Genomic DNA, 20,180 nt, shown 5'->3' with positions numbered 1-20,180 from the left:
AACCCGTCACGCCTTGGCCTTGCTGGGACCCATCGCCACCGCGTTGCCGATCACGCCGCGGTCCTGCAGGTCGGCGATCTCGTCGTCGCTGAGGCCGAGTTCGGATAGCAGCTCGTGGTTGTGCTGTCCGAGCAGCGGCGCGGGCTGCACATGCACCCGCTCGGGTCCCCGCGACATCTTGAACGGCACCGTGCTGTGTGGGGTGCGGGCGTTCACCGGGTGGCCGACGTCCTCGAAGAAGCCGCGGGCCGCGAGCTGCGGCAGTTCGGTCTGGCGGTGCGGCTGCATCACCTTGGCCACCGGCACGCCCTGGCCCCAGAGGGTTTCGACGATGTCGTCGCCGCTGCGTTGCGCACACCAGGCGGCGAGGTGCTCGTCGACGGTGTCGTGATGGGCGCGTCGACCCGCCACGGTGCGCAATTCTGGGTCCGACGCCCATTTCGGGCCGCCGAGCGCATCGCGCAGACCGGCCCACTGCTCGTCGTTGGCCACGGCCACCGCGACCCAGCAGTCGGCGCGACCGAACTCGTCGATCTCGTTGGTGCGGTAGAGGTTTTGCGGGGCGGCGGTGGGGCCACGATTTCCGTCGCGTTGCAGCAGCGCGCCGTACGCGGAGTACTCGATGACCTGTTCGGCCGCGACGTTGAGCGCGGCATCGACCATCGCCGCCTCCACCAGCACGCCCTGTCCGGTGCGGCGGCGCTGTTCCAACGCCAGCAGCAGCGCGTTGAGCGCGTGGATGCCCGCGTTGGGGTCGCCCACCGAGTACGGCTCGTACGGGTTGCGGTCGGGGTAGCCGGTCAGCCAGCTAATACCTGACGCCGCCTCGATGACGTAGGCGAACGCCGGGTTGTCCCGCCACGGACCGTCGAGGCCGAAGCCGGGCATCCGCAACATGACGACGTCGGGCCGGACGGCTTGCACCGCAGCGAAATCCAGCCTGATCTGATCCAGCACCCGGGGGGTGAAATTCTCTACGATGACGTCCGCGGTGGCGATGAAGCGGTTGAGCAGGTCACGGCCCGCTGTGCTCTGCAGGTCCAGTGTCACGCCGCGTTTGTTGGTGTTGAGGCCCGAGAAGATCGGCGACTTCTCCCACCATTGGTCTTCGGTGACCGGGATGCCGGCGATCATCCTTGTGCCGTCGGGGCGCCGGGTCGACTCGATGTGGATGACGTCGGCGCCCAACATCGCCAGCAGATGGGTGCACGACGGCCCGGCCCAGAAGGTCGTCATGTCGATGACGCGCAACCCCTCGAACGGCAGCTTCGCCGAAATAGCATTCCGGGTCGGTAATTCGCCCTTTTCACGACCGTGGCTTACCTCTCGCGAACGGTAGTACTCGGTGTGTTCGCCGAGGCGGGGCGCGGGTTCGGGCCCGCGCAGCACGGCCGGCTGCATGCGGTAGGGCGGACCGGGCTGGTCGAAACCGTCGCGGGGGTTGGTCACGAACGAGCCGCGCGCGTGGAAATGGTCGAGCCCGACGGTGTTGGCCCCGTTGGCCACCGGCGCGTTGGGGATGCGGAACGCGGTGGCCAGGTCGCGGATCTCGTCGACGGTGTGGCTCTCGACCCACGCGTACAGCTCGTCGGCCTTCTCGTTGGCCTGCTCGGTGATCGACAGCGGCGACTCCTCGTCGATCCAGTCGTCGTGGCCGGTCATCGCGCACAGGTCGAACCACTGCTGCGCGGTGCCGCAGCCGATGTCGATCAGCCCGTCCTTGGCGCGCGCGATCCCGGGCACCGTCAACCGTCTGGCGTCGCGCCACGGCCGGCCCAGCATCTCGTAGTAGGAGACCGGATAGTAAGTGAGCCCGAGGATCTGGGTTTCCAGCATCGACACGTCGACCAGTTCGGCGCCACCGCGCATGCGCGACGCCAGCGTCGCCGCGCTCGCGTATGCACCGGCGAGGTACTCGCCGACCTGCCCGCCGACGAACACGGGGGCCCGGTCGGCCGAACCGCGGCCCAGCCCCACGATGCCACCCGACCACGCCTGCAGGGTGAACTCTGTTGCGGGCCGGTCGCTCCACGGCCCGCGCAACCCGAACGGGGTGATCGACGTGACGGTCAGATGCGGGTGCGCCGACCGGATTGCCGCCGGGATGCACACCACGTGTTCGGCGACCGAGGATCCCCGTGACCACACCACCGCGTCGGCGCCGGCGAGCAGCGCGTTGACGAGATCGATGTCGCTGTCCGGGTCGGCCACCACACTGTGCTTGGCACCTGCCAGAAAGCTGAACAGCGCGCCGTCGGAACCCGGCGCGATGTCGGCGCCGGACGCCGACCATCTGCGCAGCCAGTCCCCTTCCGGAGGCTCGACTTTGATCACCTGGGCGCCGCCGTCGGCGAGGAGCTTTGTGCAGTAGGCGCCTGCGATGCCGGTGGAAAGGTCGACGACGACGTACCCGTCCAGTGCTGCCACTAGTCCTTCTTCTTGCGGTTGGCCTTGCTCAGCCGGAACTCGGCGGGAAACCTCATGTCGTTGTCGTTGACCGCTTCGGCGAGCCCGCTGTCGATCGCCTCGTGCATGTCCAGGTCATCGGTGTCGTCGTTGGCCGCGCCGCTGCCCATCGACTCGAAGAAGGCCGACAGCAGGCTGCCCATGTATTCACCCTGGTGCTGCTTGAACACCTCGAAGAAGATCTTCTGCTGAAACACGGTGTCGACCGGCCGGTTTCGTGCACACGCCCGGGCGTACTTGTCGACCTCGGCCTCGAGCTGATCGCGCGACACCACCTTGTTGAGGAAGTTGCACTGATACATCTCCTCGGCGGTGAACGGTCGGCCGGTGAACACCATCTCCTGGAACTTGCGCAGCCCCATCATCTGCACCCACGTCCACATCCGCGGGCCCCAGCCGTAGTAGCGAAACGAGGGATGTCCGAACAGCGCGTCGTCAGAGGAGATCACCAGATCAGCGTCGGCGCACTGGTAGAAGTGCCAGCCGTAGCAGTAGCCCTTGGCCTCCACGATGCTGATCTTCTTGAGCTCCTGCAGCGGTCGGTTACCGGCCTGCACGTTGGCATACCAGGCGCTGATCGTGGCCCCGTGCCGAAACGACCCTTTGGGCGGGTAGGTGACCTCGCCCACGCCGTCGTCCTCCAGACGCAGTTCGGCAAGACGCAGGTCGGTGTTGTCGTTGCCCTCCATGAACTCCGGAAGGTCCGCGCCGCTGCCCAGGTTGTCGCCGACGCCGCGGATCACCACCACCTTGACGTCGTCGTCGACGGTGGCCGCGCGCAGCAGGTCCGCGTACCGCAACCGCGCCGCGGACGTCGGCGCGTTGAGGAACTCCGGCCGGTTGAACGTGATGGTCGCGATCTTGGTCTTCGGGTCCTTGCTGTAAAGGATCAGTTCCTCGGGTTTGGGCCGATTTCCGTTCTCAGACATGTGGATCCCTTCAGCCGATGCCGACGCCGGCGTTTTCGCCCGCACTGTTGGCCCGAGCGCCCGTCGGCGAAGGGCTGGTGGTCAGTACCTCTGGCCCGTCGGCGGTGACGTGCACTGCGTCGCGTCCGAAGATCGCACCGACCCCGGGCTGCCACACGTAACCGGTGACCGCGAGCACCATGCCGGGTTCGAGGATCTCCTGCGCGCAGGTCTCCCGCAGCTGCGGCGTCACCACCGGCGAGTCGAATCCCAGACCGAGCCCGTGGGCCACCGGCATCACCGGCAGCTGCTCGCCGGCCGCGTCATAGGCCGACAGCAGGTCGCTGGCCGGGCAGCCCGGACGGCATGCGGCGATCAACCGCTCGCGCAACTCATCCCAGCGGTCATACAGGGCGGGGACGGCCGAACCGTCGACGTCGCCGACCGCATAGGTGCGCCCGACCTCACCGAGGTAGCCGTCGGCCAGCGCGCCCGCGGAGAACGCCACCAGATCGCCGTCGGCGACACGGCCGTCGCGACGGGCCCGCCGCCACGGATGCTCCTTGCTGGTCACCCACGCCCCGTCCTGGGTGGCCGGCGTCGTGACACCGCCCGCGGCCATCGCCTGCATCAGCGCCCCGGTCAGCGACTGCTCGGTGACACCGGCCGCCATCTCGGAGCGCGCGGCGTCCAGCGCCGTCGAAGCCACCGACAGCGCACCGCGCAGTACCGCGATCTCGTCGGGGGTCTTGATGCGGCGCGCGGCGCGCAGGGCGGGTTCGGCGTCGACGATCTCGGCCTGAGGGAACGCCATCGGCAGCAGCTGGGCGAATGTCGGTGTCAGCGAGTCGGTTCCGACGCGTTTGACGCTGGCCGCCCCCGGCAGCGTTTTGAGCACCTCGACGAGCGTCATCGGGTTCCACGCCAACCCATACAGGTTGTCGTGGGGGATCTCGTCGGGGATACCTTCGTCCCAGGTGCTGTTGAGATAGATCTCCCCCGTCGACCTGACGACCTCACAGATGGGGCCGAACGGCCGGGTGCCCGCCACCCACAGTTGCGGCGCGCCGGTCACGTAGCGCACGTTGGCCTGCCGGCCCAGCACCAGGATGTCGATGTCGCGCGCTTCCATCTGGGCCAGTGCCCGTTCGCGGCGGCCCCGGCGCAAATCGGCTGCGTCGGGCAGAATCTCGAGTGCCATTCAGATCCGATCCTGTCCGTAGGGTGCGTAGGGGTAGTCGGTGATCGACTGGTAGCCGTCCTCGGTGATCACCACGATCTCCTCGCTGCGATAGCCGCCGGTGCCGTCCTCCCAGACCACGGGTTCGAGCACCAGCAGCATGCCCGCGGGGTAGACGAAGTTGTCGTCGAACTCCTCGCCGAGATCGGTCCCGATCATCGGCATCTCGGCGGCGTTGGTGCCGATGCCGTGCCCGAGATAAAAGTGCGGCAGCCACGGCTTGGTGCCCCCGTTCGCGGCGATCGCCGCGCGCGCCAGATCACCGTTGGTGGCCCCCGCCTTGGTGACCGACAGGACGGCGGACATGATCTCGCGCCACTTGTCGAACTGCGCCTGCTGACGCGGCGACGGTTGGTCGCCGACCATCCAGGTGCGGCCGAAGTCAGAGCAGTAGCCCTGGTAGGTGATGCTGACGTCGGTCCACAGCACGTCGCCGCGTTCGAGTCGGCGCTCGGTCGTCAGCAGCGGCAACGCCAGATCGCCGGTGGTGGTCCACACCGAGCCGCTGGTCTTGGTCGTGGGCATCACCTGCCAGATGGCCTCGAGCATGTTGGCCGTGGCGCCCAGTTCGAAGGCGCGCCGAACGAATGCCGCCGAGAGGTCGACCTGCCGCACTCCCGGGGCCAGCGCCTTGTGCACGTCGACCATGGCTTCTTCGGTGATGCGGCACGCCTTGCGCACGCACGAGATCTGGTCGGGTGTCTTGACGAGCTTGGCGGGGCCGACGACCTGTGCGGCATCCGACGGTGGACCGGACGGGAACAGGGTGCGCGACGCGCGGCGCATCGCACCGGTCATCTCGTCGACGGCGACCGTGCCCCCCGCGGGCACCAGGTCGGCCAGCACCTTCGCGAATTGCTCGACGCCCTCGTCGAATTCGAGGTACAGCGCGGGGTGCACGTGGTCGTCGGGCACCTCGCATTGCGATGACGACCCCTCCCGCAGCGGCATGAACAGGTGCGGATGCGGGTCGTCGGCGAGCACGATCGCCACCGGGCGTTCCACGTGCGACAGGCCGGCGTCGAGCAGCGGCCAGCTGACCCCCGTCGCGTAGACGACGTTTCCGTTGCCGATCAGGATCAGCGCGTCGACGGCCTTTTCCCGCATCGAATCGCGCAGCCTGGCGCCGCACTCGCGGTACATCCGGGCACGGTCGGGAAGCTCCGGTATGTCGATCAGCGTGGACTGTGATGCGAAGGCGGTCACGAAATCCCCAGGAAGTTCTTGATGTTGGTGCTGACGATCTTGACCGCATCCTCGGGTCCGACCGCGTCGACGACGGACTTCAGCGATTTCTCCGAGTAGCCGAACGTCGATTCGTTGTGGGGGTAGTCCGACGACCACATCACGTTGCCCACACCGATCTTGTCGATGAGTTCCAGGCCGAGCGGATCAACCATGAACGACGCGCTCATGTGATTGTCCCAATAGTGCCGGACCGGGTGCCCCAGTTCGTGGTTGAACATATGACGGTACGAGGCCAGCATGTGTTCGGCGTCCTGCAGGGCCGTGGGGACCCAGGCGATGCCGCCCTCGAACCACCCGATCTTGAGCTTGGGATGGCGGTCCAGGATGCCGGAGAACACATACTTGGCGAACTGTTCGCGGAACGAGTCCACGTTGACCATCATCCCGACCACGACGCTGTTGTTCTGGCATGGCGTCTTGGGTGGTGTCTCGCCGATGTGGTGGCTGACCGGCACACCCGCGTCCTCGATCTCGTCCCAGACGGCGTCCATATCGGTGCTGCCGTAGTCGTAGATGTTGCCCTCGTCGTCCTTGCCGGGGTTCAGCGGCAGCAGAAACGTCTTGAGGCCCAACCCCTTCAGCTCCTCCAACGTGCTCCTCGTGCCCTTGGGGTCCCACCAGTTGATCAGCCCGACACCGTAGAAGTGGCCGTTGCTGCGCTCCTGCAGGTCGGCGATGTGCTCGTTGTAGATGCGGAACACGCGCTCGCGCAACGTCTTGTCCGGGTAGTGGAACAACGCCAGCACGGCGTTCGGAAACGCCAACTCCTTGTCGATGCCGTCCTCTTTGAGTTCGCGGATGCGGGCCTCGATGTTGTTGGTCGCCGCACCGGCCAGGTCGTCGTACTGCATCAGCACCCGGCCGAAATCCCCTCCGGTCCAGGCCTTGCCCTTCATCCCGACCATGTACGCGCCGTCCTCATACCAGATGCGGGGCGCGGCGCCCTTGAGTTCCTCGGGGAAGCGCTCGTAGAAGATGTCGTCGGCCACCGAGATGTGGTTGTCGGCCGAGAAGATCTCGGTGCCCTGAGGAAGGCTGGCCAGGCCGTCCTTCGATGCACGGCCCTTGCGGTGCTTGGGCGCGCCGAAACCCTCCGGCGGATAAAGGGTCGGGGGGTGGGCGGGCGATGATTTGGTGCTTGGTGCTGACATCGTTGACACTCCAATCAGGCTGTGGATCCGGGCCGGCGGTGGCTACCAGGCCACCGGAAGTTCATAGACGCCGTAGGCGAGCCGGTCGTGTTTGAACGGCACCTCCTCGATCGGCACGGCCAGCCGCAGGGTCGGAATGCGCCGCAGCAGTGTGTGGAACACGATCTGCAGTTCGGCGCGGGCCAATTGCTGGCCGACGCACTGGTGCCGGCCGTAGCCGAAACCGAGCTGCTGAGTGGCGTCGCGGCCGAGGTCGAGCTTGTCGGGCTCGGGATAGGCGGTCGCGTCCCAGTTCGCCGGGGCGAGGTCCAAGATGATGCCCTCGCCGGCGCGGATGGTCTCCCCGGCGATCTCGATGTCCTCGAGGGCCACGCGTCGCTGCCCGTTCTGGATGATGGACAGGTAGCGCATCAGCTCTTCGGCCGCGTTGGCGATGAACTTCGGGTCGTCGGAATTCCGCAGCTGCGCAGCCTGTTCGGGGTTCTCCAGCAGGGCGAGCACACCGATGCCGATCATGTTGGCGGTGGTCTCGTGCCCGGCGATGAGCAGGCCGGTGCCCAGTTGCGCCGCCTCCTTGACGCTGATCTCGCCGGCGTTGACCCGTTCGGCGAGGTCGGACACCGCGTCCTCGGACGGGTTTTCCATCTTGGCCTTGACGAGGTCGCTGAGATACTTCGCGAGGCTCATCGCACCCTTCTGGCCGTCCTCGGCCGACGCGTAGCGGGCCAGGCCGACGTTGGCGTGGTGCTGGAAGAACTCGTGGTCTTCGTATGGGACGCCGAGCATTTCGCTGATCACCCGCGTCGGCACCGGCAGCGCCAACTTGGCGACGATGTCGGCGGGTTGCTCACCGGCCAGGATGTTGTCGATGCACGTGTCGGTCACCTCCTGGATCGCCGAGCGCAGTCCCTCCACGCGCTTGAAGGTGAACGGCTTGGACAACATCCGGCGGAACCGGGTGTGCTCCTCGGCGTCGGAGGTGAACACCGACCGCGGTCGCTTGTACACCGTGGACAGCATGTGCTCGTTCCAATGCGGGAAGCCCTCGATACGGTCGTCGACGCTGACCCGCGAGTCGGCGAACAGCTCCCGCGCCACCGCGTGTCCGGTAACCAGCCACGGGGTGGTCCCGTTCCAGATCCGCACGCGGGACAGCGGTTTGGCCTCACCCATCTTGAGCATCTGCGGCGGTGGGGCGAACGGGCAGCGCGCGTCCCGCTCCATCGGGTACTCGGGGATCTCGGCTGCCGTTTCGGCCGCACCCGTCGTCAACGTGTCGGACATAGGCGTCTTGTCACTCCTCGGTCTGGATGGCTAGTGCAGGGCAGGCGGCCGCGGCCTTACGGGCGTTGTCGGCGTCTGCGCCGACGGGGTTGTCGTCGAGCAGCACGACGACGCCGTCTTCGTCACGTTGGTCGAAGACCTCGCCGGCGTTGAGCACGCACTGCCCGGAGGACACACACTTGTCTTGGTCGACGGTGACTTTCATGTCACACCCGCTCGGTGACGGGCGCTCTCCACAGGCCGACGATCGCGTCGATCAGACCCGATGCCACCGAGCTCCAGTTCGACCGCCGGATGTCGGCGCCCTCGGCGAACGCACGCTCGAAGTCCGCGCAGGTGTGCATCATCAGGTTGCGCACCATGATGTTGCGTTCGGCGACCACGGCCATCGGCAGCTCGGGCAGGCACCGGGTGATGCCGTCGACCACCTGCTGCAGCGCCTGGGATGCCAGCGCATCCCTGACGACGATCTTCTGGTACGCGGGGTCGGCCAGCGCCTGCGCCGCGAACCGCGCATACCAGGTCGGGTTGCCGAGCTGATCGAGGTGCTCGGTGAGCGAGCACACCATGCAGGCGATCCAGTCGCGCAACTCCGTGGACTGGGCGGTCTCGGCGACCATTCGCCCGAGCAGCCGCTCGATCGACACCCGGTGCTTCTGTTCGATCGCCCGGACCAGATCGAGCTTGGTGCCGAAGTGGTAGCCGACCGCGGCGTTGTTGCCCTGGCCGGCGGCCTCGCTGACCTGGCGGTTGGATACGGCGTATACGCCGTGCTCGGCGAACAGGCGCTCCGCCGCCGCCAGGATCGCTTCGCGCGTGATGCTCGCGCGCTCGGCGCGAACACTGCGAGCTGTGGTCACGGTCACTAGTCAACCGCCACACCCGGCTTAAGTCAAGCGATTGATTTAACTTCTCTTCTGCGACTGTGCACTTTCATCCGCGACACACGGTGGTGCGCGGATGAAACCGCACAATGGCGGCCTGCTGTCGGGCCGTCGCGACCGCTTAGAGTTGCGGGACCATGGCGGTCTCCCGGTTCACCGACAACGGCGACGTCCGGCTTCACTTCCTCGATTCCGGAGGCGACGATCGCGGCGCACCGATCGTGTTCGTGCCGGGGATGACATGTCTCGCCGAGGACTACACCGAAGTCCTGCCCGCCTTCGGCAGGAGGACCGTGGTCGTCGAACTCAGGGGGCACGGCCGCAGCGGCGCCCCGGCCGACGGGTACGACAGTGCGGCGTTGACCTCCGATGTCGGCGCTGTCATCGATGACGTCACCGGCGGGCAGGTTCATCTGGTGACGTTTTCGCGGGGCACGTCGTATGCGATCGAGTGGGCGCTGCGCAACCCCGGCCGGGTGCGATCGCTCGCGATCGGTGATTACCTCCCCGAGGAACGGGTACTGCCGCCCGGCGCACCGCGTCGGCTGCTGGACGGGCGTTGGCGCGGCATCCCGGTACGCGAGCGCGTCGACTACGACGCTGCGATGAAGACGTTTCGGGCCGCCCGAGCGCGGTCGTTCTGGAATGAGCTTGCCCGCCTGGATCTTCCGTTGCTGGCGGTGCGCAGCGGTGAGGGCGTTCTGGTCACCGATGAGCAGTGGGCGCGCTATCGACAAGAGTTCCCGCAGGCGACGTTGGTCGAGTTCAACGACTCGCCCCACGACATCTTCCGCCCGGACCGCGGCAGGTTTCCGCGGCTGGTCAAGGAGCATGCCGACCGCGCGGACGGCGCCGGCGGGGGCTAGTTCGCGCTGTCGGGCTTCGGTTTGCGCACGATGACCTTCCCCGCGACTGTGCCACCGTCGACAGGAAGGACCGTGCCGGTGACGTAGCGCGACCGGTCGGTGGCGAAGTAGAGCGCCGCTTCGGCGACGTCCTCCATCGTGCCTTCCCGTTTCAGCGGGCGGTCGTTGCGCATCTGTTCGCGGATCGCGGCCTCGAACTGCTCGAGCTTCTCCAGATCCTCACCGGTGGCCGACTTGCGCACGATGGCGGTGCGGATGTTTCCTGGCGCGATGGCGTTGACGCGTATCTCGTAGTGCGCCAACTCGATCGCGGCCGACTTGGTGAACTGGATGACGGCGGCTTTCGACGCCCGGTAGGTCATCACGCCGCCCCCGGCCTGGATGCCGCCGATCGATGTCAGGTTGATGATCGACCCGCCGCCGTGCTTGGACATGTGCCGGGCGGCGTCGCGGGTGCCCGCCATGACCGCGCGCACGTTGATCCGCATCACCGTGTCGAAGTCGGCCAGGTCGTCGTCGAGGAAGCGGCGGTGCATGGTGCCCGACACCCCTGCGTTGTTGACCATGACGTGCAGGCCGCCGAAGCGTTCGACTGCTGTCGACACCAGGCCGCTGACCTGTTCGGTGTCGGCGACGTCGGCCTCGACGAAATGTGCGTTGGCGCCGATGTCGGCGGCCAGCGCGGTGCCGCCGTCGCGGTCGATGTCGCCGATGACGACCTTGGCGCCCTCGGCGGCGAAGCGGCGTGCCAGGCCTTCACCGAGGCCGGACGCGCCGCCGGTGACGACCGCGACCTTGCCGGCCAACTCACCCGTCATGTCACTCCTCACTCGCCCAAAGGGACGTTTCGCACAGGAAGTGCGAGTAAAAGTCGCCGAAACGTCGATCTCGGCATCATGCGGATGCGACCTCGTGCTCGGCCAGGAACTCCAGCAGCAACGCGTTGACGACGTCGGGTTGTTCGATCTGCGGGCAATGCCCGGCGGCGTCCACCACGGCCGACCGGGCGCCGCGGATCTGGCCGGCGATCGCGGCCGCCCAGCCCGCGGGCAGTAGCTTGTCGCCACCCCCTTCGACCACCAGCGTGGGCACCGTGATCCGGTCGTAGGGCCGCGCGCTCGAGGGCAGCGGTGGGGCATTCAGACCGGGACGGCGAAACCGCGCCGCCGCCAACGCCTCCCAAGCGCCCGGCATGATGCTGGACTCGTAGCGCCGCGCGACGTACGCCTCGTCGGCGGGATAGGACGGGCGGTAAAACAGGGCCTCGACGATCTTGCGCATGGCAGGCAGCGTCGCGTCGTAATCGTAGAGTGCAGCCGAGAACTCGTTGCGCTGAATCTCGCCGCCGCCGCAGATCGTCACCATGCTGCGCACCGGCAGCACCGGTGAGTCCGACGTGGTGTCGACGTACAGGTTGACCGCACCCATCGAGTTGCCGACGAAGTGCGCGGAGCCGACTCCCAACTCGGCACAGAACCGTGCGATGTGCCGCAGCCGCATGCCGCGGCCGTCGGTGAAGTCGACGACCTTGGCTGTTCCGCCGAAGCCGAGCATGTCGGGGGCCAGCACCCGATGATGTTCGGCCAGCGCGGCGATGTTGCGTTCCCACCCGAGCTCCGCGCTGGCGCCGAACTCGCCGCCGTGCAGCAGGACCACCGGATCACCCTGCCCGGCCTCGAGATAACTCGTGACCAGCCCGTCGACCAGCACGGTCTTGCGTTCGAATGCCGTCACGCTGTGCACCTACTTGATCGCGATCGGGCTGACGGGTGCGCCGACCGCGCCGACCACCTTCAACGGTGGTGCGATCAGCTGAAATTCGTAGACGCCGTCGGCGGCGCAGTCGGCAGCCAGACCGGTCAGATCCCAGTACTCGCCCAGCATCAGGCCCATATCGCGCAGACAGAGCATGTGCATCGGCAGGAAGGTGCCTTCCACGCCGTTGGCCGGATCGGGATCTTCGACCATGAGGTTGTCAGCGGCCACCGCCGCGACCTCGTTGTCGTGCAGCCACGACGCGCATATCCAGTCCAGGCCGGAGCCGGGCTCGGCGCCGTCGCCGGTGGACAGGAACCGCGTCCACCACCCGGTATGGACGACGACGATGTCGCCGCGCCGGATCTGCACACCCTGGCTGTTCGCGATGTCGTCGAGTTCTGCTGGGGTGATGGGGTTTCCGGGCTCGCAGAACACGTCGGCGCCGCGGTGCGCCACCACGTCGAGCAACACGCCGCGCGAGGTGATGCCCTTGACGTCGACCTTGTCGATACCGCAGTGGAAGGCGCCGAAACTGGTCACCGAGTCCGCAGGGAAACCGTTGTAGAGCTTGTCCTCGTAGTAGACGTGCGACAGCGCGTCCCATTGGGTGCCGGCCTGCAGCGGCATCACGATCATGTCGTCGTTGAAGCGGAACGGGTTGTCGGCGAAGAACGAACTCAGCTGCTGCGCGACGGAGTTGCGCAGCCACTGCGGTGCATACTGAACCAGGGTGTTCGCATCACCGCCGTCGACGGTCATGACGTGAACGGGGTTCTGTCGGAACTGAAACGCACCCTGGGGGCCCGCTGAGCCGAAGTCACCGCCCAGCGGGATCACCTTGCCCTGGCGGACGGTGGCGGCCGCTTCGGCCACCTTGTCCCGGGTGATGAAGTTGAGCGTACCCAACTCGTCGTCGTCGCCCCATCGTCCCCAGTTGCGGACCTCCTCGGCGACGCGGCGAAAGTCTTTCATGGTGGCCATTACTCGTCCCTCGTCGTCATCGTCGCGGCACCGACCCGGCAAGGTCGGTCTCGCCGATTGTGCCACCATCCACCCAGATCACCTGTCCGGTGATGTAGCTGGCGGCGCGGCTGTTCAGGAACACCAGCACGCTGGCCTGTTCTTCCGGTCCGGCGGTGCGGCCCAGCGGGGTTTTGAAGGCATCCAGGAACTCCTGACCGTAGGCGCTGCGCAACTGGTCGAGGATCGGCGTGTCGGTGACCCCGGGCGCCGTGCAGTTGATCCGGATTCCCTTGGCGCCCAGCATCGCGACGTTGGCCATCCCGTACAGGATGATCGCCTCCTTGGACAGCCGGTAGCCACCGCCGTCGGCGACGGCGTCGGGATGGCTTTTACACCACTGGATTCCGTCGGCAGTGGTCGCGGTGGCGACCAGCCCGGCGGTGACGTCGGCGTTCTGCCGGTATCCCGACGCCGCCAGCGACGACACGTTGGCGATCGAGGACCCGGGCGGCATCGACGGCACCAGCGCCTCGGTGAACTGGCGAGTGCCGAGGAAGTTGATCGTCACCACCCGCAGCGGGTCACCGATGCCCGATGACACCCCGGCCACGTTGAACAGGGCGTCCACCCGGCCCCCGATCGACGCGACCGCCGCATCGATCGAGGCCGGATCGGACAGGTCGAGCGAAACGAACCGGCCGAATGGCACTGCGGGTGGCCGGATGTCGAGCCCGACCACCTCCGCACCGAGTTCACAGACCTGGCGTGCGACCTGTTCCCCGATGCCCGAGGAGCATCCGGTGACCACGACCCGGCGGCCGTCGTAGCGCCATAAGTCGGCAATCTGGCCCATCGGTCAGCTCTGATCGGCGGCCGGGTTGCGGCTCGTCCACCCTTCTCCTGACTTCAGCTTCTTGGCCGCCGTCTCGATGCCCTCGGTCATCTCGTCCATCGCCAGGGCGACCTCGTTGGCGGTGTAGTTCTGGCGGCCGGTGGGCAGCCCGCCGAACGCATAGCTCTCGTCGAACATGGGCGACGTCGACTCGGGCCGCCGGGCCTCGGCCTTCTCGAGGATGGGTTCGAGGCGCTTGGCCTTCTCGGCGGCGGCCTTCTGGTCACGTTCGATGAACTCGGGCAGCACCTCCTTGCCCATCAGCTCGATCGACTCCATCGTCTCTTCATGCCTGCGCGGTGTCAGCAGCAGGATGAGTTCGTCCACACCGCTTTGCTCGTAGCCGCGTAGGAACTCGCGCACGGTGGCCGGGCTGCCGATGGGGCCGCGGTCGGGGCCGTAGACGATGCTCGGGTCTTTCTCGATCTCCTCGAGATGGCGCTTCCACACACCTGTTCGGCCCGGTGTGTGCATTCCGGTCATGTAGTAGTGCATGATGCCGAACGCGAAGAACCCGCCGCCCTTGCCGAGCCGTTCGATGGCCTGCTCGTCGGTAGGGGCCACCATCATCGACAGATCGCCGCCGATGGCCAGGATGTTCGGGTTCATCTGCGGTGTCACCGGGACACCGTTCTCCTCGAACTCCTTGTAGTAGCCGTTGACCCGCTCGGTCAGCGGGCCGGGGCCGGTGTAGGCGAAACTCAGCGCGCCCAGGCCCTTTTGCGCCGCCATCGCGACGGATGCGGGGCGGGTGCAGGCCACCCAGACCGGTGGGTGCGGCTTCTGCAGCGGCTTGGGTACGACGTTGCGCGCAGGCATCTCGATGTGCTGGCCGGAGTATCCGGTGAACGGTTCCTCGGTCATGCAGCGGATCGAGACCTCCAGCGCCTCTTCCCACATGGCACGTTTGTCGGCGGGGTCGATCCCGAACCCGCCCAGTTCGCCGACCGACGAGGACTCTCCGGTGCCGAACTCGACGCGACCGTTCGAAACCAGGTCGAGGGTGGCGACGCGCTCGGCGACGCGGGCGGGGTGGTTGACAACCGGAGGCAGGTGCATGATGCCGAACCCCAGCCGGATGTTCTCGGTGCGTTGGCTGGCCGCCGACAAGAAGATCTCCGGCGCGGTGGAGTGACAGTACTCCTCGAGGAAATGGTGTTCGGTGAGCCACACCGTCGAGAAGCCGGCCTTGTCGGCAAGCTCGACCTCGTCGAGACCGTCCTGGAAAAGCTTGTGTTCGTCGTCGTCACTCCACGGCCGCGGTAGCGGGAATTCGTAGAACAGCGAGATCCTCATTTGGTTACCTTTCGATCTTTATCGACGGTCGGATCGGTCTTGGCGACGGCCGGTGACGGCCGGGTCGGTCGGCTGCTCGGCGATGTGTTTGGCCGCCACATAGCCGAATGTCATTGCGGGACCGATGGTCGCACCGGCTCCGGCGTAGCTGCGGCCCATCACGGCCGCCGCCGTGTTGCCCACCGCGTAGAGGTTCTTGACGATGCTGTCGTCACCACGCAGCACCCTGGCGTGCTCGTCGGTGCGCAGGCCGCCGGACGTTCCGAGATCACCGAGGATGATCTGGAACGCGTAGTACGGCGGTTTGCCCAGCGGATGCAGGTTCGGATTGGGCAGCGTCGGGTCGCCGTAGTAGTTGTCGTAGGCGGACTCACCGCGGTTGAAGTCGTCGTCGTGGCCGGCGCGCGCCAGCGCGTTGAACCGCTCAGCGGTTTGGCGCAATTGGTCTCTGGGCACACCGATCTTGTCCGCCAGTTCTTCCCAGTTGGTGGCTTCGTGTACGACGCCGGAATCCAGCCACGCCTTGGGCACCTTCCAACCGGTGGGCACCGGCGCGAACGGGATCTTCGGGATCGGCAGGTGGCCGGCGACGACGTAGCGGTGAAACGAGCCGATGTCGGTGATCAGCCAGCACGGGATGTGGGTGACCCCCGTGCGCTGCCCTTCGATCATCGCGTGCGCGAAATCCATGTAGGGCGCGGCTTCGTTGATGAACCGCTCGCCGGCCCCGTTGACCACGAACTGCGCGGGCATCATCCGCTCGTTCAGCATGAACTGCAGTCGGCCGTCGGGCCAGCAGATAGCCGGGAACCACCATGCCTCGTCGAGCAGTTCGGTGGCGGCGCCGACCTTCTCCCCCGCGCGGATACCCTCGCCCATATTGGCCGGGTTGCCGAAGCTCCAGTCTTTGTCCGCACCGGCGAGATCACGGACCCGGTCGAGTACCGGCAGGTGCTGTCTGCGCCACTGCATGTCGTGGTCGAAGCCGCCGGCGGCCAGGATCACGCCGCGACGCGCGCCGATGCGCTGCGCGCGGCCGTCGCGCTCGATCACGGCGCCCGTCACGGCGCCGTCGACGTCGGTGATCAGCTCGGTCATGGGCGCGCTCAGCCACAGCGGGACGTTTTGCTGTTTGAGGGCCAGTCGCATGCGCGCGGCCAGCGACTGACCGATAGCGGCCATCCGGTCCCCGAACACCCGCGCGCGGACCATCCGCCAGATCAGCTTGACGAGCACGGCCTTACCCCGCCAGTTCTGTCGCACCTGGTAGAACAACCGAAGGTCCTTGGGCGCGAACCAGATTCCCTTGGGCGCCAGAGCCAGCGGTTGCAGCAGGTTCTGCTCTTCGTCGCCGAGCTTGCGCAGATCGATGGCCGGCACGTTGATGGTGCTGCCCAACTCGGAGCCGCCGGGCAGTTCGGGATAGTAGTCGGCGTAGCCCGGTTTCCAGACGAACTCGAACCAGGGGCTGAGCTTCTCCAGGAACTCCATCATCTCCGGTGCGGAGCGGACGTACTGGGTCAGCCGCTCGTCGCTGACCAGGCCGCCGGTGATCCGGCGCAGGTATTCCACGACACCGTCGGGGTCAGGGGTATAGCCCTGTTGGCGTTGCGACGGTGCCCCGGGCACCCAGATCCCCCCGCCCGACAGCGCGGTGGAGCCGCCGAACTGCGGTGACTTCTCCACGACCAGCGTGTCGAGGCCGAACGCGTCGGCGGCCAGCGCCGCGGTCATACCGCCACCGCCGGACCCGACGACGAGCACATCGACGGTGTGATCGAACGCCTCAGACATCGAGCACCGCCGTCCTGACCGCGAACCCGGCGATCAGATCGGGTGCGGCGCGGTAGAACCGGTGCCCGGTGCGGTAGGGCCCGTGGGCGGCCAGGGCCCCGAAGGCCGCTACCCACGTGCGGATCTCGTGCGCGGAGTGGCCGGCCTCCTTTTCGATCCAGTCGTTGGGCCAGGCGTCGACCTCGGTGAGCCGGTTGGCGTCGATCAACTCGAGAAACGCGGCGTCCCAGTCGGGGTTGAGCGGTTGCAACGGACTGTCCCCGTGGGCGAACGCGCGGGCTGCCTCCATCACCGCCACCTGCCGGGCCCGGCGCTGCTCAGGCGTCATCGGCGCACCGTAGACGATGCGTTCCAGCGCGGCCGCGGGCGCGCTCGCCAGCGTCGGAACCGGCGGGTCATGGGAAAGGCCACCGGATCCCACGATCAGCACCCGCTTACCCAGCCTCGCGAGGTGGGTGCCCACCGCGGCGCCCAGCGCGCGCACCCGACGCAGCGGCCCCAGCGGGGTGGCGACCGAGTTGATGAAGATGGGTATCACCGGCCGCGCGGTGGCGTCGCCGAACAGTTTCTGCAGCGGCTGCACGGTGCCGTGGTCGACGTCCATGCTCGCCGAGATCGCCACGTCGATCCCGGACTCCAGAACCGCTCGGGCGCAGTCGGTCGCGAGGTCAGCGGGCACGTCGAGCGGGCCGGCGTAGGTGCCGTAGTCGCCGACCCCCTGCGCGGCGGTGCCGATACAGAACGGCGGCATGGTCCGGTAGAAGAACCCGTTGTAGTGGTCGGGTGAGAAGACGACGACCAGTTGCGGGTCGTAGTCGGCGACGAACTGACGCGCACCCGCCAGCGCGGTGTCGATCTCGTCAAGGAGATCCTGCGACGGTCCCGGTAGATTCAGCAGCGGGCTGTGCGACATACAGCACAGTGCCAGTGTTGTCATGAGAACCTGAACCTCCTCCCGGTGTCAGGCAGAGGACATCGAAGAGTGATTCGCTGGTCTCGGCCGCGCGTTGGGCGATGCAGGCGGCGGCGATGCAACGGTCGGGACGCAGGAAGAGTACCGAGTCGGTGTAGGTGTCGAACCACCCCTTGAGCGCGCCGGTCTTGTCGCCGACCACCACCACGTCGGCGTCGTCGTGTCCCGGCCAGTGCAGTTGGGTCATCGGCCGCGCCTCGATGAACCTGGCGCCCAGCGCTTTCCAACGGTCGAATGCGTTGGCGCCCAGTACTGCCCGCAAATTGTTGCTCCAGCACAGCACCGCGAAGCCGGTACCGAGCACCTCGTCGAGCAGCACGTTTTGTCGATCGCGGGTGTCGACGCGCGGCTGGATGAACAGCGTGCCCGTCGGGGAGTTCTCCGATCGGTGTTCGGCGTGGAACACCGCCCCGTGCTGATAGCGCGGCATCGGCTTGAACCGCATTTCGAGCACGTAGCGTTTCAGCGTCGGCACCACCGATGCGGCATGGATGACCCGGTCGCGCAGGCCGGCCACCCGCCGGTTGGTGGGTGAGATCACCCGGCCCACCATGGTGGACAGATCGATCATCGCCCTGGCGTGCTTGCGGCGCTCGACGTCGTACGTGTCGAGCAGGGCGTCGCCGGCCTGGCCGGTCACCACCGCGGCCAGCTTCCACCCGAGGTTGGCGGAGTCGCGGATACCGCTGTTGTAGCCCTGCCCCTGCCACACCGGCATGAGGTGCGCTGCGTCGCCGGCCAGCAGCAGCCGCCCCTTGCGGAACGACGATGCGATTCGCGAATGGTGGGTGTACACCCGGTGCCGGATGATGTCGACCTGGTCGGGATGCGGAACCCGTTGTGCCAGCATCCGTCTGACGAATGCGGGGTCGTCGGCCTGCTCGTCGGTCTCGTCGGGGTGGATCATGAACTCGAAGCGGCGGATGCCGTGGGCGATGGAAATCGAGACATAGGGCCGCACCGGGTCCGCGCCCACCTCGCTGTTCGGATGGCCGAGTGGGTCGTTGGCAACGTCGACGACCAACCAGCGCGTCGAGGACGTGGTGCCGTCGAACGACACGCCCATCAGCCGGCGCGTCGCGCTGCGGCCGCCGTCGCAGCCGACCACATAACGGGCGTGCACGGCGTCCTGCCCACCGGCGAACTTCACCGTGACCCCGTCGTCGCCTTCCACACAGGTCTGCATCTGATACCCGAACCGCACATCGACGTGATCGAAACGCTCGAGTCCGCCGAACAATTCGGCATCGACCATGGGTTGCACGAAGCCGTTGCGCTTGGGCCACCCGAAACGCGCATCGGGCGGGGCCATTTCGGCGAGGAGTCGCCGCTTGGCATCGAAGAACCGCAGGATCTGGTTCGGCACCGTGTGCGGCAGGACGCGTTCGACGAGCCCGATCGACTGGAAGGTGCGCAGCGCCTCATCGTCGAGGCCGACCCCGCGCGGATAGTCGATGAGCGTGTCGCGTTCCTCCGCGACCACTGTTCGCACCCCGTGCAGCCCGAGGATGTTCGCGAGGGTCAGCCCGGACGGGCCTGCGCCGACGATGAGGACATCCACGTGTTCGGTCATCCGTGTCGCCCCAGAAGGAAGTCGAGGTGCAGGCGGTTGAAGGTCTTGGGGTCTTCGTACTGGGGCCAGTGTCCGCAACCGGGCATCAGCTCGAACCGTGCGCCGGGGATCATCGAGGCGATGCGCCGCCCCTCGGCGACGTCGGCTGTCGGATCATCACTGGTCCACACCACCATCGTCGGTGCGGTGATCGATCCGTACTCGGCAGCGCCGAGCAGGTTGCGCGCACGGATCTGTGGATCCTGCAGCGCCATAATGTCTTTCATCGCAGCAACGAAGCCGGGTTGCCGGTACACGCGCTGCCTGCTCGCGACGATGTCGTCGTAGCCCTTGGACTTGTCGGCCATCAACCATTTGATGCGCGCCTGCACGGTCTCCCAGGTCGGATTCTCCGCCGCGGCCATCGACAAGGTGATGATGCGCTTCATCACCTCGGGATCGGCTTGCGAACCGCCTGCGGTGTTGAGCACCAACTTGTCGATGCGCCCGGGGTGGTCGACCGCGGCCCTGGCCGCCACCCAGCCGCCCAGCGATTCACCGCTGAGGTGGGCACGCTCCACGCCGATCGCATCCAGGACCGCGATCAGATGCTGCACGTAGTGATGCACCTCCAGCGGATACCCGGGCTTGTCGGTGTATCCGTGCCCGAGCATGTCGATCGACCACGTCGAGAAGTGTTCGGCGTGCGCTTCGAGGTTGCGGACGTAGGCCTCGGCATGTCCGCCGGAGCCGTGCAGGAACACCACGACGGGGTTGCCGGGGTCGCCTGCGTGCAGATAACGGGTGCACACTCCCCCGGCATCGAGGTAGCCCTGCGAGAACGGGACGCCCTGAAGATCACTCCAGATGCTCTCGAACTCCGACACGCTGGTGCCTCTCTCGAT

General features: G+C 67.0%; 18 protein-coding genes. 1 reads left to right on the top strand and 17 read right to left on the bottom strand.

The features are described from left to right. Nucleotides 1-6: 6 nt before the first annotated feature. Genes K3U96_RS08055 through K3U96_RS08020 form a run of 8 tightly spaced genes read right to left on the bottom strand, consistent with a single transcriptional unit; the run spans nucleotide 7 to nucleotide 9,157 of the window. Nucleotides 7-2,427: a CaiB/BaiF CoA-transferase family protein gene (locus K3U96_RS08055; protein WP_220692642.1), complete on the bottom strand. Its 2,421-nt coding sequence runs from the start codon at nucleotides 2,425-2,427 to the stop codon at nucleotides 7-9. Beyond that, complete coding sequence (locus tag K3U96_RS08050) at nucleotides 2,427-3,395, bottom strand: enoyl-CoA hydratase/isomerase family protein (RefSeq protein WP_069406725.1); 969 nt, start codon at nucleotides 3,393-3,395, stop codon at nucleotides 2,427-2,429. The genes K3U96_RS08055 and K3U96_RS08050 overlap by 1 nt, the downstream gene beginning before the upstream one ends. Before the next feature lie 10 nt (nucleotides 3,396-3,405). Next, nucleotides 3,406-4,575 carry a M24 family metallopeptidase gene (locus K3U96_RS08045; RefSeq protein ID WP_220692641.1) on the bottom strand — a complete coding sequence of 390 codons (1,170 nt, stop codon included), beginning with the start codon at nucleotides 4,573-4,575 and terminating at the stop codon, nucleotides 3,406-3,408. Then, nucleotides 4,576-5,757, bottom strand: a complete 1,182-nt coding sequence (locus K3U96_RS08040) for a M24 family metallopeptidase (RefSeq protein ID WP_275085365.1) — start codon at nucleotides 5,755-5,757, stop codon at nucleotides 4,576-4,578. Between the two features lie 59 nt (nucleotides 5,758-5,816). Beyond that, nucleotides 5,817-7,013 (bottom strand): amidohydrolase family protein, encoded by a 1,197-nt coding sequence (locus tag K3U96_RS08035; RefSeq protein WP_220692639.1) that lies wholly within the window; start codon nucleotides 7,011-7,013, stop codon nucleotides 5,817-5,819. A 42-nt stretch (nucleotides 7,014-7,055) separates the two neighbouring features. Further along, nucleotides 7,056-8,297, bottom strand: a complete 1,242-nt coding sequence (locus K3U96_RS08030; protein WP_220692638.1) for a cytochrome P450 — start codon at nucleotides 8,295-8,297, stop codon at nucleotides 7,056-7,058. A gap of 10 nt (nucleotides 8,298-8,307) precedes the next feature. Continuing rightward, complete coding sequence (locus K3U96_RS08025) at nucleotides 8,308-8,502, bottom strand: ferredoxin (RefSeq protein ID WP_069406720.1); 195 nt, start codon at nucleotides 8,500-8,502, stop codon at nucleotides 8,308-8,310. A gap of 1 nt (nucleotide 8,503) precedes the next feature. Then, nucleotides 8,504-9,157 (bottom strand): TetR/AcrR family transcriptional regulator, encoded by a 654-nt coding sequence (locus tag K3U96_RS08020; RefSeq protein ID WP_220692637.1) that lies wholly within the window; start codon nucleotides 9,155-9,157, stop codon nucleotides 8,504-8,506. Between the two features lie 161 nt (nucleotides 9,158-9,318). Between K3U96_RS08020 and K3U96_RS08015 the strand changes: the two genes are divergently transcribed. After that, nucleotides 9,319-10,047, top strand: a complete 729-nt coding sequence (locus tag K3U96_RS08015) for an alpha/beta fold hydrolase (protein ID WP_220692636.1) — start codon at nucleotides 9,319-9,321, stop codon at nucleotides 10,045-10,047. On the opposite strand, the gene K3U96_RS08010 is transcribed toward K3U96_RS08015, so the two are convergent. The 9 genes from K3U96_RS08010 to K3U96_RS07970 all read right to left on the bottom strand — a co-directional run bounded on the left by K3U96_RS08010 (nucleotide 10,044) and on the right by K3U96_RS07970 (nucleotide 20,162). Next, a complete protein-coding gene (locus K3U96_RS08010) occupies nucleotides 10,044-10,865 on the bottom strand; it encodes an SDR family NAD(P)-dependent oxidoreductase (RefSeq protein WP_220692635.1) in 822 nt (273 codons plus the stop codon). The two genes, K3U96_RS08015 and K3U96_RS08010, sit on opposite strands and share 4 nt — an antisense overlap. A 76-nt stretch (nucleotides 10,866-10,941) precedes the next feature. Continuing rightward, nucleotides 10,942-11,781, bottom strand: coding sequence for an alpha/beta fold hydrolase (locus K3U96_RS08005; protein ID WP_220692634.1), 840 nt, complete (start codon nucleotides 11,779-11,781; stop codon nucleotides 10,942-10,944). A 9-nt stretch (nucleotides 11,782-11,790) separates the two neighbouring features. Beyond that, nucleotides 11,791-12,786, bottom strand: coding sequence for a cyclase family protein (locus K3U96_RS08000; RefSeq protein WP_230982399.1), 996 nt, complete (start codon nucleotides 12,784-12,786; stop codon nucleotides 11,791-11,793). 16 nt (nucleotides 12,787-12,802) lie between these two features. Next, nucleotides 12,803-13,621, bottom strand: coding sequence for a coniferyl-alcohol dehydrogenase (locus tag K3U96_RS07995; RefSeq protein WP_069407971.1), 819 nt, complete (start codon nucleotides 13,619-13,621; stop codon nucleotides 12,803-12,805). Nucleotides 13,622-13,624: 3 nt separating this feature from the next. Continuing rightward, a complete protein-coding gene (locus tag K3U96_RS07990; protein ID WP_220692633.1) occupies nucleotides 13,625-14,956 on the bottom strand; it encodes an LLM class flavin-dependent oxidoreductase in 1,332 nt (443 codons plus the stop codon). 18 nt (nucleotides 14,957-14,974) lie between these two features. Further along, nucleotides 14,975-16,750, bottom strand: a complete 1,776-nt coding sequence (locus K3U96_RS07985) for an FAD-binding protein (RefSeq protein WP_220692632.1) — start codon at nucleotides 16,748-16,750, stop codon at nucleotides 14,975-14,977. Next, a complete protein-coding gene (locus K3U96_RS07980) occupies nucleotides 16,743-17,687 on the bottom strand; it encodes a 3-carboxyethylcatechol 2,3-dioxygenase (protein WP_220692631.1) in 945 nt (314 codons plus the stop codon). Before K3U96_RS07980 ends, K3U96_RS07985 begins: the two co-directional genes overlap by 8 nt. Further along, nucleotides 17,611-19,296: a bifunctional 3-(3-hydroxy-phenyl)propionate/3-hydroxycinnamic acid hydroxylase gene (locus K3U96_RS07975; protein ID WP_220692630.1), complete on the bottom strand. Its 1,686-nt coding sequence runs from the start codon at nucleotides 19,294-19,296 to the stop codon at nucleotides 17,611-17,613. The genes K3U96_RS07980 and K3U96_RS07975 overlap by 77 nt, the downstream gene beginning before the upstream one ends. Continuing rightward, nucleotides 19,293-20,162 carry an alpha/beta fold hydrolase gene (locus K3U96_RS07970; RefSeq protein WP_220692629.1) on the bottom strand — a complete coding sequence of 290 codons (870 nt, stop codon included), beginning with the start codon at nucleotides 20,160-20,162 and terminating at the stop codon, nucleotides 19,293-19,295. The genes K3U96_RS07975 and K3U96_RS07970 overlap by 4 nt, the downstream gene beginning before the upstream one ends. Nucleotides 20,163-20,180: the final 18 nt, after the last annotated feature.

The sequence above is a fragment of the Mycolicibacterium holsaticum DSM 44478 = JCM 12374 genome (assembly GCF_019645835.1).
GTDB classification, from domain to species: Bacteria; Actinomycetota; Actinomycetes; order Mycobacteriales; family Mycobacteriaceae; genus Mycobacterium; species Mycobacterium holsaticum.
The sequence above is the reverse complement of the archived record's forward strand: the minus strand, read 5'-3'. Positions and strand labels throughout refer to the sequence as shown.